The organism is Candidatus Saccharimonadales bacterium (assembly GCA_035317825.1).
Lineage (GTDB): Bacteria > Patescibacteriota > Saccharimonadia > Saccharimonadales > Saccharimonadaceae > DATHGB01.
In genome coordinates this window covers 1-14,047 of sequence record DATHGB010000019.1, presented here as the reverse complement: position 1 = coordinate 14,047, position 14,047 = coordinate 1, and the positions used below count along the sequence as shown (strand labels likewise).

Below are 14,047 nucleotides of genomic sequence, written 5' to 3'. Positions count from 1 at the left end.
ACGGGAATCAGGATTGTTTTTAATCGTATCAATCACTTCCTGGATTTGATCGATCTCACCGCCGTCACGTGCTGGCCAGTGACGCCACTGGTAGCCGTAAACAGGACCTAATTCGCCGTATTTTTTAGCGAATTCGTGATCAGTTTTGATCTTTTCGGTAAATTCTTTGATCCCGGTCTTCCACTCATCCGAACCTGGCTGTACATCTTGACCAGTTGCTTTTAGATAGGCCTTAAACGGCCATTCATCCCAAATATGAACATCGTTTTTAACAAGATATTCGATATTGCTATCGCCCTGCAAGAACCACAAAAGTTCATGGATAATACCGCGGAGGAACAGCTTTTTTGTGGTGACTGCCGGAAAGCCCTCGCTTAAATCAAAACGCATTTGACGGCCAAAGACACTTTTTGTGCCCGTACCTGTCCGGTCACTTTTTTCAGTGCCGTTTGTTTTGATATCCTCTAACAAATCAAGATATTGTCGCATATTCCCTCACTTCTCTATGAGTATATGGTAGCAAATCTTAATCGAAACTACTAGGAGTTAAGCGCCTTGCTAAGCGAGACTACTTATCCATCCATTCAATCTCACGTTTATCGCTTTCTGGGTCGTACACGAATCGCTTCATTTTTCGGCCTAACCTGTATAAATGAGTGTGTTTATGGCCTGGTATGGATGACGCAGCGTTGCTTGGAGCACGCTCCGAACTAGTGCTGTAACCGCCCTCTTTCATGGCTTTTGGTAAAGCCAATCCAAAAGCAATGCGAGTCTGAAGATGCACATTGTCTGCTTCCGAGTAGTGCTTAAGGGGAACAAGGAGGTCATGTTGTAGTACCTCCTGACCGTCATACATGTCGTATGGGAATTCATTTGGAACTATAATAAAGCCTATATTCAGCAGCTTCAGGATTGCTTTGCCAAATTTGCTGCTTCTTTGCGTGTCTTCCTGCTTGTCAATCAGCTCACAAATATTGCAAGCGGTGCTACCTATTCGGCGCTCCATCTCCGCCTTCCAGACATAGAGCTTCTGAGTTTCTTTATTACGGAATGGTGCTGGAGAAAGAATTGGTTCTTCAGGTTCAGCGAGGTCAGTATCAGGACCAGACGGTAATTCAAGTCTACGCCCCACTACTTCAATACGAGGTGTGAACTGAGGTGCTCCACCAACTGATGCCGGAAGAATAAGTCCCGGTGTTTCTGAGTCGATTGTATTAGGTTCGGACTGATATTCTCCGATATATGACGATGGAAGAACAAGCCCGATTTGCCTGGTTTTTTCCGCGTTGACCATATCAATTAGCTATTATATACCAATATACATACTATGTCAATAGTAATCTTGGGGCGCTGAAAACCTTGTTCAAAATCAAAGAGCACAACCTGCTAAGACTGTGCTCTAGAAAGATACGTGTTGGATTAGCTAGCGACGTTTTCGGTCTTGATGCCAGGACCTTGGGTCGTGCTGATGCTTGTAGATTTTACGTATGCACCCTTTAGGCTCGATGGCTTTTGTGACTGTAGGCTGTCAAAGAATGCCTTTGCGTTCTCTTCTAGTTTTTTAGCACCAAACGATACTTTACCGATTGATAAGTGAACAATAGCTTGCTTGTCGACACGGTACTCAACTTTACCAGCTTTTGCCTCGGTAACTGCTTTTGCAACGTCGGTTGCAACCGTACCGGATTTAGGGTTAGGCATAAGGCCACGTGGACCAAGTTGACGGGCATACTTACCAAGTTTAGGCATGTATTGTGGAGTTGCAACAAGGATATCGAAGTTAATTTCTTCTTTATCAAGCTGTTTGATGAACTCTTCGTCACCAACAATATCTGCACCGGCTTTTTTAGCAGCGGCGTGGTCGGCTTCTGGAGCAAACACGGCTACACGGATAGTTTTACCTGTACCGTTTGGAAGTGAAACAGTCGTACGAATGTTCTGGTCAGCTTGACGTGGGTCGACACCTAGGCGTACGTGGATTTCAACAGATGCGTCAAACTTTGCAGGGTTAGTTTTGGTTGCAAGTTCGATTGCCTCAGCAAAACTGTATACTTTGCCAGCTTCAATTTGCTCAGCTAGTTTACGGTAGCTTTTGCCGCGGCGTTCAATACGTGGACGGACAACAGGTTTTGGACCTTTTTTGCCGCGAGCTTCTGCTTCTTCGGATTGTGGAGTCGTGTCGCCAGCTTCTTTACGAGCTTCTTTTTCAGCTTTTGCTTCTGCTTCTGTAAGTGCTTTTTCGCTTCGCTTACCGGCTTTCGCTGTAGCTTTTTCTTCTTTTGGCGCTTCAACTTCAGATACACCAGCAATTGCAGCTTCGATTTCTGCGATAGTGTTCTTGTCGCTTACTTCTAATTTAAGTTCTGCGGCTTTTTCTAATAGTTCGGCTTTTTTAGCCATGTAGGTAAACCCTTTCTGTGGTAGTAGCGGCTTTTCAGGCCTCCCAACATTGATTGTTTATAGGGGTATTGTAACATTTTGATGAATGAATATCAAGTCGGGTGAGAAGAGATAGGAAGTGAATCTTACGGTGGGGGTGTACGCTTTTACACGTACACCCCACCAACTACCGGCTATCAGTCGTCGATAATTCGACTATCGGCTGAGTCGCCGGAAAGAACCTTAGCCTTTTCGAGTTCGAGACGCGCCTGTTCGGTGCGCTCGGTCTCAATCTTGACTTTGGCGTCGTTGTGCATGACATGTTGAGTACTGATAAAGCGAACAATGCTGTTTGCGATACTATCCAGTAACAAATAAATAGCCATGCCGACAAGGAGATAGAAAATCCATTCCATGTCGGTTCACTTCCTATCGGTTGAATTAGCCTCTCGAAGAGGCCAAGCAAAATATATCATTAAGGTGAAAGGATGTCAATAGCTATTTAAAGTCCAGGGGCGAAACTTTTTGCCATTGGACTAGGCAATTATCAAAAATGTAAAGAGCGGCTTCGCGTGTAACATGATCAACTTTATCTTCACCTAGGTCTACGAGTTCCTGTCTGCTAAATAATTTTATGTCGGTCGATTCTCCTTCGGCTGGCAGACGACGTGGTTCGTCGGTTGCTATAAAAGCATAGGTTGTGTCTGTATGATAATGTCCGCCTTCGCCTGGATACCGCATCGTTGCATATAGGACTGGAAATGGGTGTACGATCGCTGTGGTCATTTTCGGTAACGGTTGTAGGGGCTGAAGGAGTTGTAATTGGTCTATGCCGTAGCCAGTCTCTTCAGTTAATTCATGTGATGTTGCTTGCCAAGGTGTTTCGTTCAGCTCTATGTGGCCTCCGAATTGCGCATACTTATTAATTTTTCGGTGAAAATGAAGCATTACTTTAGGATCACCGAAATCAACCCGAAAGATATGGATACTGATAGTATGATCGTGCTGTCCAGGTTCGGTATGGATATGTGGCATTCCTTTAGTATAAAGTATCAACCAAAAAATCGCGGCCTAAACCGCGATTTTTTGAAAGAAACTGGTATTATTCAGTTACTTCAACGCCCATTGAACGAGCAGTACCGGCGATAACTTTCACGCGGCCTTCCATGTCAATGGCGTTAAGCTGATCTTTTTTGATCTCAGCGATTTCTTCTAGTTGTGCACGAGTGATTTTACCAACTTTTTCAGAGTGTGGTTTGCCACTTCCCTTTTTGATACCGATTTTTTCACGAATAAGGTCGTCAACAGGCTGGCCAAGTGACTTCCATGTGAATGTACGGTCTTCGTATACTTTCATGTGTACGATAACGTCTTTGCCCATAAGGTCTTTTGTGCCGTCGTTGAATGGATTAATAAAATCCATCATGTTTAGGCCCCATTGACCAAGAGTTGAACCAACAGGAGGACCTGCGGTTGCGCGTCCAGCTGGGATGCGTAGTTTTAGATTACCAATTACTTTTTTAGCCATAATTTTTCCTTGTACTAAATATTATTGAAGCGATATTTAGTGCGTAACTCAATTACTTTAACAGATCTGATGATAAACTTCAAGCGGTATTAGAATTCCCATTTTTGATATTCACCTAAGACCTCAGTGATTTTGTCGGATGTGCGCCATTTTATAAAATCATCATTTTCGTCGCGAGAATGAGCAGACGCTTCGAGGTCTTGAATTATCTTATCTGCCGTATATTTAAGAGGTGCAATTAATTCTGGTGAATGATCAAAAGCACTTTGAATTTTTGGTCGCAGTATTCTGATGTGCTGTTCAGCCAAAGCCGACATGAGATTTCCATAAATGCTATTAACTTGGCTTGCTTGTATGCCGAGGTAGATTCCTGTATTAGCGGAGTTAAAATTATGTCCCGTTTCCACTATGCCATGAGCGCGTACAAATTCTGGGGATTCGCCATCAATTCTGTGGCTAATGAGTTTAACGAGCATTTCGCGCATCTCGGGTGTATAGTTTTCGTGGTAGAGGTCGGTCAAAAGACTTACGAGAATATCATGTTCTTTCTGACGATCCGCATCGGTTTTACCTCTATTCCCCCTGCCGTCTTTACTTTCTTCGTTTTCTTGGTCTGGGCTGATATCCCCAAGTGCTGAACCGTGCTCAATGACAACCCCGGGGTGTTCTGTCTCCGCTATGTCGTGGATTGGTGCTGCGTGTCTCATGACATCGAGCATTTCTGGACTAGTCCTAACGCTTCCTGATAGAACAATCGGGTAAAGTATCTGCTCTTGCTGACAAGCTACGCGCGCCTGATGGCCAAGAGGATGAAAATCGAATCTTGCGTGATCGGGATTCCGATAGTTTTCAAGTGTCATTGCTCCAAGAAGCCTATGCCTAAATTCCTCCTCCCTACCCTCAAATTCATCTGGGATAAGTCGCGTGTCTAGATCTCGGTGAAATCCTGCATAGCGTGCAGTCTGTTTGGCTTGCCACCGACCAGGACTAGATTCGCTCCACTTTAAGAGCGCATCCCGAGGACTAAAATCCAAAACGAAAGGTATGTCGGAGAAGTGTTTTTGATTAATGAGTGCAAAGAGTGCTTCGTCTTTTGCGACATCGTAAGCCCCAGGAAATGCGTATTCTGAACTTGGAGAATAATAGGAAGCTTGCTCTGTCATTGTTTTTATTGATAGCACAAACCCACTTGACAATCAAGTGGGTTTAAGGGGTTTGTATGCTAGTTCTAGACTTTGCGAACTTGGAGCGCGTCGAGCTCTACTGGCGTATCACGGCCAAACATGCTGACCATGACCTTAATCTTGCCTTTTTGGGTGTCGATTTCAGAAATCGCGCCGTCAAAACCTTTAAACGGTCCGTCGGTAATAGACACGACTTCGCCTTCTTTGAAGTCGATGTGGTGCTTTGGATCGTCAACGCCCATGCGCTTTTTGATCTTGCTGATTTCACTGTCGGAAACAGGGGTAGGCTCAGTACCGCTACCGACAAATCCGGTAACGCCAGGGGTGTTACGAACGATGTACCATGTTTCGTCGGTTAGCTTCATTTCAACTAAAGCGTAGCCTTGGAAAATCTTTTTCTCGACGACTTTACGTTTGCCGTTTTTGATTTCGATTTGCTTTTCTTTTGGCACCATGACGTCAAAGATCTTGTCGGCCATGTCCACGGCGTTGATTCGCTGGCGGATGCTATCAGCTACTTTTTCTTCGTAGCCGCTGTAGGTATGAATCGCGTACCATTTCCGGGTGCTATCGTATCGGTTAGTTGACATAAATTCCTTTATCCTAAAATTAGTTGAAATACGTATTTAAATAGTGCGTCGAGGAGTAGAATGAGCACAACGAAGAATGCGGTAAATGCAAGCAACGCTAGGGTCATTCCCCATGTCGCGCGGCGGTTTGGCCAGCGAACTTGACGAAGTTCGTACCATGCACCACCAAAGTAGTCTGCAGTTGCGCGAAATGGATTCCGACGCTTTTCTGTGTCAGCTACAACTGGTTTTGTTTCGGCTTTAACTTTTGTTTCTTTTGTCTCTGCCACAGGAGTGTTGTCTTGGGCAGTGATACGAGTTACTTTTGTGGTACTCGATGACTTTTTGGCGGTTGTCTTTTTACCCTTTGCCACCATAGATATTTGCTCTCCCAAATTAAATAGCCTGCTCGTAGGCAGACTGTCAAGTACCACTATACATCGCTACCCTGTCGTCGTCAACCGTGATACCATATATACATTGTGATTATGCCTGTATTTCTTATCTGTTCCACGCTCCTGACGCTACTCGTCGTTACGTTTTCTTTTCGGCTTTGGAGGGCTTTAAAGAAATTTACCATATATACATCATATGTGCCGCAAGAACCTCTGCCTACGGTAAGTGTTTGTATCCCGGCCAGGAATGAAACGCATGCACTCGCTGCCTGTTTGGAACGGGTGCTGGCAAGTGATTATGAGAAATTAGAGATAATCGTGTTTGATGATAGTTCTGCCGACGACACCTCGATACTTATTAGGTCGTTCGCTCATGCCGGCGTACGGTTTGTGCCAGGCGCATCTTTGCCGGACGGGTGGCTTGGTAAAAATCACGCTCTTGATGTCTTGGCAAATGAGGCAAGCGGTACTTACATTATGTTCTTGGATGTCGATACCTTTATTCAGCCGAACTCTATTAGCCAATTGGTTGGCTACGTGACAAAAGAAAATGCAGAGATGGTATCGGTTATACCTGGGCGAAATGATGCTTGGCGCGCGAGCGTATTGTTTGGTCATCTCCGTTATTTTTGGCAACTTATCCTATCGACGCATGAACGGCCCTCTGTGGCCGGGAGTTTGTGGATGATAAAACAACCTACTCTTACCGGCAAGGTGAAAGGTTTCGAGCCTTTTAAAGCAAGTGTAGAACCTGAAATTCATATCGCAGCCATGCTGGACGGTAGTTATAGATGTTTAGCAAACAATTCTTTTATAGGCGTGACGTATGAAAAGAAATGGCTTTCCCAGGTCGAGACAAGCCGGCGCTTATTGTATCCCGCGTTTGGTGGTACTTTGCTAAAAGGGTTGTCGGGACTGATTATCCTTGTCGTCCTCAACTTGCCCTTTGGTGCGCTGCTGTACGGTATATTCGATTGGACGATCGTTCAGACTATGGCATTGTGGCACACGCTCGCATTTATGGCTATCTATGCCGTGTACGTGAGTCGTTTCTGGCCAAAAGGCTGGTGGGCTGGAGGACTATTGTGGCCGCTTATTATCCTTCAGGAATTAGCATTATACGTACGAAGCCTATGGGGATATGCCCGGCGTACTGTTACTTGGAAGGGCCGTTTGGTAAACGTTGCTGCGTCCAAGGGTGACGCACTTGTCATCGATAAATAATCTATTTATCTTCGACTGGCAGAGTGATGCTGAAACTTGATCCGTGGTTAAGACGGCTCGTCAGTTCGATCTTTGTATTTAGCTTTTTAGCTAGTTTTAACGCAACGTAAAGGCCTAGCCCCGTGCCACCAGTTTCGCGGGTGCGGTAATCTTCAGACCGGTAAAACTTATTAAAGATCTTCGCTTGGTCGCTTTTGCTAATACCGATGCCAGTGTCTTTTACTTCAAAGGTTACTTCTTTTTCTTTACGGGTAACGTGCAGTGTAATCGTACCTTCTTTAGTGTATTTGAGCGAGTTTGTAATGAAGTTTTGTAATAACTCTTTTAGATATAAGCGGCTAGCGGTCACTTGTCCTAGGCGCGATGTAAGGTCAAGGTTGAAATGCAGTGCCCTTTTCTCGGCTTGAGGTGCATATTCGTTGTAGAGGTCGTCAACCAGGCTACGTACGTCAATTGGCTCAGGGTTATCGGCAACACCACGTTCTGCCCTGGACAACGTTGAAAGATCATTTACCATTTTAGAAAGATAGATAACTTGGTCATGTGCGGTTTTAATACCCTCTTTTAGGATATTTTCGGCGATATCGGGACGTTCCATCATTACTTGCACGTTACTGATCGTACCTTCGGCAATTGTAATCGGAGTTCGCAGTTCGTGGCTGACAACACTGATAAATTCATCACGTTCTTCCTCTAGGCTCTTGGATTTCGTGACATCACGAAGAATGATGATATATCCATCCTGGTTCTGGGATCGTCTTGCTTTGCTGAAGCCGCTGCGAATTGGAGAATAGGTTACTTCCAGGCGTGACGTTTCACCCTCGACGGTGAATGTCAGATCATCACGCACAACGACGCTTTTGGCATTTTTAAAATTTTCAAATAGTTCTATTGGCTTATCATTTTGGTCATATAATTTTAGAATTTCATCAATATGATGGCCGTTAAGGCTTCGGTTGGTGTCAAGAAGATTAAGGCTTGCCGCGTTGTAGACCCGGATGACTCCATTTTTGTCAGTGCTAAGAACGGCGTCTGCGAGATTGTTAACAATGGTAAGTATACGATCGCGCTGTAGACTTTCCTGCGCTTTGCTTTTTGTGAGTTCAGCACCGTCGACTTCCTGGATCTGACTGATAGAAACAGCTGCGATCCCGACCATTAATACGGAAGATAATGCAAGTAAAATAACAAGCAGGATTGAACCGTCTCCTATGTGTAGTATTGAGTCTGCGGCCGCTGTGAGGATAAGGGCTATGATACTGAGTTTCAGGCCTTTGTTGGAAAAATACGCATATGATGCTAAAAATAATAATATCCAAGTAGCGACAAATGGCGTTACGAAACCTGCAACAAATAAAATGTAGGCGGCAGACAGCAAGTGGTACGCGGTTAATCGAAAGCCAGACTCAAATGCGTTTTTTGATTCATATAAAAACTGGTATATCGCTAGTATTGTCCACGGAACCATGACGCTGAAGAATACAAGGTTATTTACATAGTGGGTCGTACTGACGATGTCGTACTGTACCAACATTCCGTAAAACATGAGCAAAACGGGAACCATCAACCCCGAGAATCGAATAATTTGCGCTGTGCGCTGGTTGATTGTTACCCCACCGTTGTACATAGATGAGTTTATTATACAGGGTAGCGTAAGCTTTTTAAATAGATGGCGTGTATTCTTTTAGGGAATGACGATGCGTTTTGTAATCGCTGTCGCCTAATTTAACGAGCCGCCAGAACTCCTCGGAGTGATTCATCTCGACGGTATGGCTTAGTTCGTGGATGAGTACATAATCAATAAGCTCGAACGGCAACTTCATTAGCGCGATATTCAGACTAACCGTGCCGCTCGTACTGCAACTTCCCCATCGTCCTCCTGCATGCGAAAACCGGACTCTCTCATATGAAAAGCCATATTTATTCGCAAGAAAGGCTAGTCGCTTCGGCAAGTAACTTTTCGCTTCGAGCCTTAGGGCTTTAATAACTTCGTCTCGAACGGTGCGTTGCACTACAGGATCTTCTAGGACTAGAGTATTAGGCAGCTGAATAATAATTTGTAGAGCATGCCGCTTAACGCTCATTACCTCAGTGGGTGTCGGACGAACGATCAATGTGTGGCTTTTGCCTATCTGCATGCCGTCAGTAAAAAGCGTGCCGCCGACGTGCTGCGAAAGCATAGCGCGTAGTTCTGACCGTGAAGATTTTATGAGCCGCTTCACTAGAAATACAGGCGCATACAAAGGCAAAGATGCCCGTAGCCGTCCGTCTGGAGCAACGCGAATGCGCACGTGCGAGGCATGGGCGCTTCGACGAAGTGAGATTGTGCCAAATTCATCGTCATTAATTGTTGGCATTAAGTCCCGTGTTACCTAACTGTAATATTTCGGCGACCGGGTTCACGTATAGCTATGGGAGTGGTGTGGGCAGAGATTTCAGTACGGGGAGCCGACAACTTCTTTAAAATGACTTTTGCTTGTGTGGCATAGGTGTGTTTGCCGCTAACGACAACGGGTTTCTCGATCGCGTTTGGCGGGGTAAAGCGTTTTGCTTCATGGTCGTATTCTTCTGGTGTTAGCGTACGGTTTGGTTTGTTCTTAGTGACACGGGTGACGCGATTTTTCGCGGTGGAAGGATCGGTCTGCACCCAGAGTAACAAGGGCATGTAGCCTGACGCACGTGCCTTTCGGGTGAGTTCGCTTCGTTCGGTGCGCGTGTCACTTAACCCTTCGATGATAACGGTTTGTTGCGTTTTCAATAGCTCATGTATTTGGTAGTAAAAAAGCTCGTCTGCAGCTGTAGCATCGCTATTGCTGCATAGGGAAGAAATTATTTCATAACTGACATAAGGAGCACGGAACGTATCAGCAAATTTTTCGGCAAAAAAGCTTTTTCCGCTGCCCGGAACCCCTGTCATGATAATCAGATGTGGTTGGCTGAGGCTCAATGATTTCATATATGACAGTATAGCAAATTTATGCGCGTATATACATACGACACTCGGACGGAGGATCACCTTAAATTAAACTGCTTGTGCTAATCCTTACTATATTATATAAAGCATTGACAGTTTGAGGCATATGTGATACATTTACAGGTATAACTTATTGTGAGGAGAAGTTGAATGCGAAAGAAACTATTATTATTTGTCGTCACCCTGTTAGCGGTTGCTACTTTTGGTGTCGTACAGTTAACAGCAAAAGCTGCCATAGACTACAGCCGGGACTGTGACAAGTACGCCATTATATATTGTGGTGCGTTAAACGAAAAAGAATTTCACTCGAAATTCAATAACGATACCAAATACAAAGACCACACTAAAGTATATGCCGCTTTTGGTATTAAAAAAGCAGATGTAACCGGTATGGTCGGTGGCGTCGTGTGGCGTAACGGTAACGTGACTATTAATGATAAAATCGTTGCTACCGGTGCCCGTGACGGTGCTCGTAACTTAGGTGGTACACCTATTGCCGGTACTAGCGGTGCTGCAATCACTTCTGTTTCTACGTTTGGATCTGAAGGTCAAGCAGCAATGATCAAGATGGTAAATGGCGTATTTAAATTCGCTATCATCACAAGCTGTGGTAACCCGGTTACTGCTCACCCAAAACTGCCCCCAGTTCCACCTAAGCCACCAAAGCCTCCTGTAGTGCCTACGGCAGTTTGTGACCGCCTAACTCTTACGAGGATAAGCCGAACACAGGTTAAAGCCGTAGCAAGTCCTGCGAAGGTAACTAACGGTGGTAAAGTGATTGCTTACAACTATTACTTCGGTGATAACACAAAGCAAACAACCACTGCTACATCGCTAACTCATAACTATCCTAATCTAGCCACGGGCAAGACATACACGATAACACTTACTGTCACTGTCCAACTTGGAAATGTTAAAAAAGACATTACGGCAGCTACATGTAAAGGTACATTCCCTGTAGATGCAGTCCCACCCGTACCTGTATATAGCTGTGATCTGCTTACTGTTACCAAGATCAACCGTACAGAGTTCAAGTTTGAGACTAAAACTACGGTTAAAAACGCAACAGTCAAAACGATAACTTACGTTATTCGTGACGCAGCCGGTAAGGAAATTCGCACAACTAGTCCTGCGTACACGAACGCTATCGTTGGTAAGTACACCGTCCAAGCCCTTGTAACCGTAACGGTTAATGGCAAAGACATAACATTACCAGCTAACGCTAACTGTACAAAACCTTTCGAAGTTGAAAAACTTCCTGAAACTCCTACTGCTACCTGTGACGGACTTGCCGTAGACCAGATTTCAGAAACTGATCTTAGCCGAACCTTTACTGGCGGCGCAACAGTCGCTGGCGGCGCAACTATCACTGGTTACACGCTAGACTTCGGTGACGGTACAACTGAACCAATTGCAAGTACGTCTGACAAGATTACTTCAATGCACACATACAAGGAAGCAAAGGAATATACTGCTAAACTTTCTGTAAATGTAAAGCTTAACGGTAAAGACGAAGTGAAAACCTCTAAAGAATGTGAAGTTAAATTTACCATTTCACCAAAGGTATGTACGACTCCTAACGGAGAAACATTCCCAGAAGGTGACAAACGCTGTACTCCTTGCCCAGTTCCTGGCAAAGAAGACTTCCCTAAAGACAGCCCTGAATGTAAGGCTGACTGTACGACACCTGGCCACGAGAACAATCCTGAATGTGTTGAGACACCTCCAACAACACCACCAGAATTGCCTCACACGGGTATGAGCGATGGAATCGTTGCACTAGTTGGTGCAGGATCATTAATCGCTGCTGTAGGATACTACGTCGCTAGTCGTCGTGCGCTCCTTGGCTAACAACTGATCGCTCACTCTAAATACACCCCTCGTCAAGCAGGGGTGTATTTTTTTCTATGCTTGAAAGGTATCCTTCGATAACATAAGATAGTACAAGTTTATGCCATCATTATTTCATTCCCACTCACCGTTCCGTATATTTGCCGTATCGGGTGTCGTAAGCATCATTGCTCTTGCACTCGTTTTTATATACTTAGGCCCTGTCGCTGCATTTATTACCTTAGTATTGATGGCGATTGAGATTACGTTTAGTTTTGAAAATGCCATCATTAATGCCCGCGTGCTTGTGACAATGAGCACGTTTTGGCAGCGAATGTTTATGACTATTGGTATTTTGATTGCGGTATTTGGCATGCGTGTCATTTTCCCTATCCTGGTGGTTATGTTAACCGCTGGACTACCATGGAATGATGTCATTAATCTTGCGCTGCATCAACCTGAAAAATATGCCGAAGAACTGCATAAGGCGCATCCAAGTATTGCGGCATTTGGCGGTATGTTCCTTTTGATGCTTTGTCTCCATTTCTTTTTTGATCCGCTTCGGAAGATCCATTGGATTAGCATTATCGAACGGCCGCTCCAGCGTATTGGGACATGGTGGGTATATAGCGCGGTATGTTTCCTGGTATTGAGTATTGTTGCCGTCCTGCCTTTTAACGCTCATCCACGAGAAACATTTCTCTCAGGTATTACGGGTATGATCGTCTATCTGGCGATTCACGCTCTTGCCGAATTCTTTACTCGTCATCATGAAAAAGCTGAAAAGGCTGCAGGAAAATCCGTTCAAAAAGCAGGCCTTGCTGGTCTAACTGCTTTTCTATATCTTGAAGTACTAGACGCAAGCTTTAGTTTTGACGGGGTAATTGGTGCGTTCGCTGTTACGCAAGATGTTATTCTGATCGCAATCGGGCTTGGCATAGGGGCGCTATGGGTACGCTCGCTTACATTATTTATGGTGCGTCGTAAGGTTTTGGCAGCCTATCGATTCCTGGAGCACGGTGCTCACTATACGATTGGTATTTTGGCGATCGTACTACTAATAGGGTTATTCCGGGACATTCCTGAAGTGGTAGCGGGTATTATTGGCGTCGCGATTATTACAGCTTCTATCGTGAGTTCAATCAAGGCAAGTAAAGCCGAAAAATCCCTACGCTCTTAGCTGACTTTGCTGAGTATTTCGTCTACTACCAGCTCAACAGATCGTTCGCCGTCAATAATAATCGCGCCTGCTTTTCGGTAGTCTTCTTCTGCCGTTTTTTGCCACCCTAACAGACTTTCAAATTCATGAGGAAGTTTGCCAAAGCTATTGCCCGTTCGTGTGTCAATTCTGTGTTTGAGCGTTTTCGCGCTGATATTCAGAGCGAAAACCTGAGAGAACAGATCCCCGATCCCGACATCATTAGATGCTACGCCACAAAGAAAGATAGGTTTTTGCATTGTCTTTTCGGCAAGCGTCTCTACTGCTTCTCGGGATAGATTCCATGTATGATGTGCACGCCACTCCGGCGTACGGTCATTTGGGTCGTCTGGATTTTTAACGGCCTGCCCTGTCTCATTGTTGTAGAATCCTGCAATTTCATCTTCGTCAGTACTGTGAGCTTCGTAGCCGCGTTTTAAAAGCTCGCTTCTAACGGCTGATTTGCCCGACCCAGAAATGCCGGTGATGTATATGAGTGACATGGGACTATTTGTTATCTCCGGGTATAAAATATAATCCGCCAGTAGCGATTGCACCGACAAACCCGCCTGTTATGATGCCGGTAATGACGCTAGTGACAAAGGTTGCTAGTCGCATGAGGATCGTTTCAACGAAAGGTGAAAGCTTTCCGGCCAACTCGCCCCCAAGATGCGGCGGATTACCGTTCCAGAAACTATCCCAAGCTAATTGATGCGTTAGCCCTAAGAGTACGCCGTAAACCAGACCTATTATAAGGAGAGTAAGA

17 protein-coding genes are annotated in these 14,047 nt (G+C 45.0%); 3 read left to right on the top strand and 14 right to left on the bottom strand.

The window, feature by feature from the left end:
• The 9 genes from thyA to secE form a co-directional block, all read right to left on the bottom strand.
• The coding region (gene thyA, locus VK497_03820; protein HMI09493.1) for a thymidylate synthase at window positions 1-489 on the bottom strand (489 nt) is incomplete at its 3' end.
• Between the two features lie 79 nt (window positions 490-568).
• Window positions 569-1,294, bottom strand: a complete 726-nt coding sequence (locus VK497_03815; GenBank protein HMI09492.1) for a hypothetical protein — start codon at window positions 1,292-1,294, stop codon at window positions 569-571.
• Window positions 1,295-1,419: 125 nt separating this feature from the next.
• Window positions 1,420-2,109: a 50S ribosomal protein L1 gene (gene rplA, locus VK497_03810; GenBank protein HMI09491.1), complete on the bottom strand. Its 690-nt coding sequence runs from the start codon at window positions 2,107-2,109 to the stop codon at window positions 1,420-1,422.
• Window positions 2,110-2,576: 467 nt separating this feature from the next.
• Window positions 2,577-2,795, bottom strand: a complete 219-nt coding sequence (locus VK497_03805) for a hypothetical protein (protein ID HMI09490.1) — start codon at window positions 2,793-2,795, stop codon at window positions 2,577-2,579.
• 82 nt (window positions 2,796-2,877) lie between these two features.
• Window positions 2,878-3,414, bottom strand: a complete 537-nt coding sequence (locus VK497_03800; GenBank protein ID HMI09489.1) for an NUDIX domain-containing protein — start codon at window positions 3,412-3,414, stop codon at window positions 2,878-2,880.
• A gap of 67 nt (window positions 3,415-3,481) precedes the next feature.
• Entirely contained in the window at window positions 3,482-3,907 is a 426-nt protein-coding gene (gene rplK / locus VK497_03795; GenBank protein ID HMI09488.1) for a 50S ribosomal protein L11, read from the bottom strand.
• A gap of 89 nt (window positions 3,908-3,996) precedes the next feature.
• A complete protein-coding gene (locus tag VK497_03790; GenBank protein HMI09487.1) occupies window positions 3,997-5,070 on the bottom strand; it encodes a hypothetical protein in 1,074 nt (357 codons plus the stop codon).
• Between the two features lie 65 nt (window positions 5,071-5,135).
• Window positions 5,136-5,681, bottom strand: a complete 546-nt coding sequence (gene nusG / locus VK497_03785; GenBank protein HMI09486.1) for a transcription termination/antitermination protein NusG — start codon at window positions 5,679-5,681, stop codon at window positions 5,136-5,138.
• Window positions 5,682-5,689: 8 nt separating this feature from the next.
• Entirely contained in the window at window positions 5,690-6,037 is a 348-nt protein-coding gene (gene secE / locus VK497_03780) for a preprotein translocase subunit SecE (protein ID HMI09485.1), read from the bottom strand.
• 216 nt (window positions 6,038-6,253) lie between these two features.
• On the opposite strand from secE, the gene VK497_03775 reads away from it, so the two are divergent.
• Complete coding sequence (locus tag VK497_03775; GenBank protein ID HMI09484.1) at window positions 6,254-7,279, top strand: glycosyltransferase; 1,026 nt, start codon at window positions 6,254-6,256, stop codon at window positions 7,277-7,279.
• Window position 7,280: 1 nt separating this feature from the next.
• Here VK497_03775 and VK497_03770 read toward each other — a convergent pair whose 3' ends face one another.
• Genes VK497_03770 through VK497_03760 form a run of 3 tightly spaced genes read right to left on the bottom strand, consistent with a single transcriptional unit; the run spans window position 7,281 to window position 10,235 of the window.
• The gene (locus tag VK497_03770) at window positions 7,281-8,906 is read right to left on the bottom strand and encodes an ATP-binding protein (protein HMI09483.1); all 1,626 of its coding nucleotides are present in this window, start codon (window positions 8,904-8,906) and stop codon (window positions 7,281-7,283) included.
• A 34-nt stretch (window positions 8,907-8,940) separates the two neighbouring features.
• Window positions 8,941-9,636 carry a SprT family zinc-dependent metalloprotease gene (locus VK497_03765; protein ID HMI09482.1) on the bottom strand — a complete coding sequence of 232 codons (696 nt, stop codon included), beginning with the start codon at window positions 9,634-9,636 and terminating at the stop codon, window positions 8,941-8,943.
• A gap of 11 nt (window positions 9,637-9,647) precedes the next feature.
• Window positions 9,648-10,235: an AAA family ATPase gene (locus VK497_03760; protein ID HMI09481.1), complete on the bottom strand. Its 588-nt coding sequence runs from the start codon at window positions 10,233-10,235 to the stop codon at window positions 9,648-9,650.
• Between the two features lie 168 nt (window positions 10,236-10,403).
• On the opposite strand from VK497_03760, the gene VK497_03755 reads away from it, so the two are divergent.
• Both VK497_03755 and VK497_03750 read left to right on the top strand, forming a co-directional pair.
• Entirely contained in the window at window positions 10,404-12,104 is a 1,701-nt protein-coding gene (locus VK497_03755) for a PKD domain-containing protein (GenBank protein HMI09480.1), read from the top strand.
• 100 nt (window positions 12,105-12,204) lie between these two features.
• Window positions 12,205-13,263 (top strand): DUF475 domain-containing protein, encoded by a 1,059-nt coding sequence (locus tag VK497_03750; GenBank protein HMI09479.1) that lies wholly within the window; start codon window positions 12,205-12,207, stop codon window positions 13,261-13,263.
• Here the strand turns inward: VK497_03750 and VK497_03745 are convergent.
• Both VK497_03745 and VK497_03740 read right to left on the bottom strand, forming a co-directional pair.
• Window positions 13,260-13,784 (bottom strand): hypothetical protein, encoded by a 525-nt coding sequence (locus VK497_03745; protein ID HMI09478.1) that lies wholly within the window; start codon window positions 13,782-13,784, stop codon window positions 13,260-13,262. The two genes, VK497_03750 and VK497_03745, sit on opposite strands and share 4 nt — an antisense overlap.
• Before the next feature lie 4 nt (window positions 13,785-13,788).
• Window positions 13,789-14,047, bottom strand: a 259-nt coding sequence (locus tag VK497_03740; GenBank protein ID HMI09477.1) for a hypothetical protein, incomplete at its 5' end; no start/stop codon positions are given.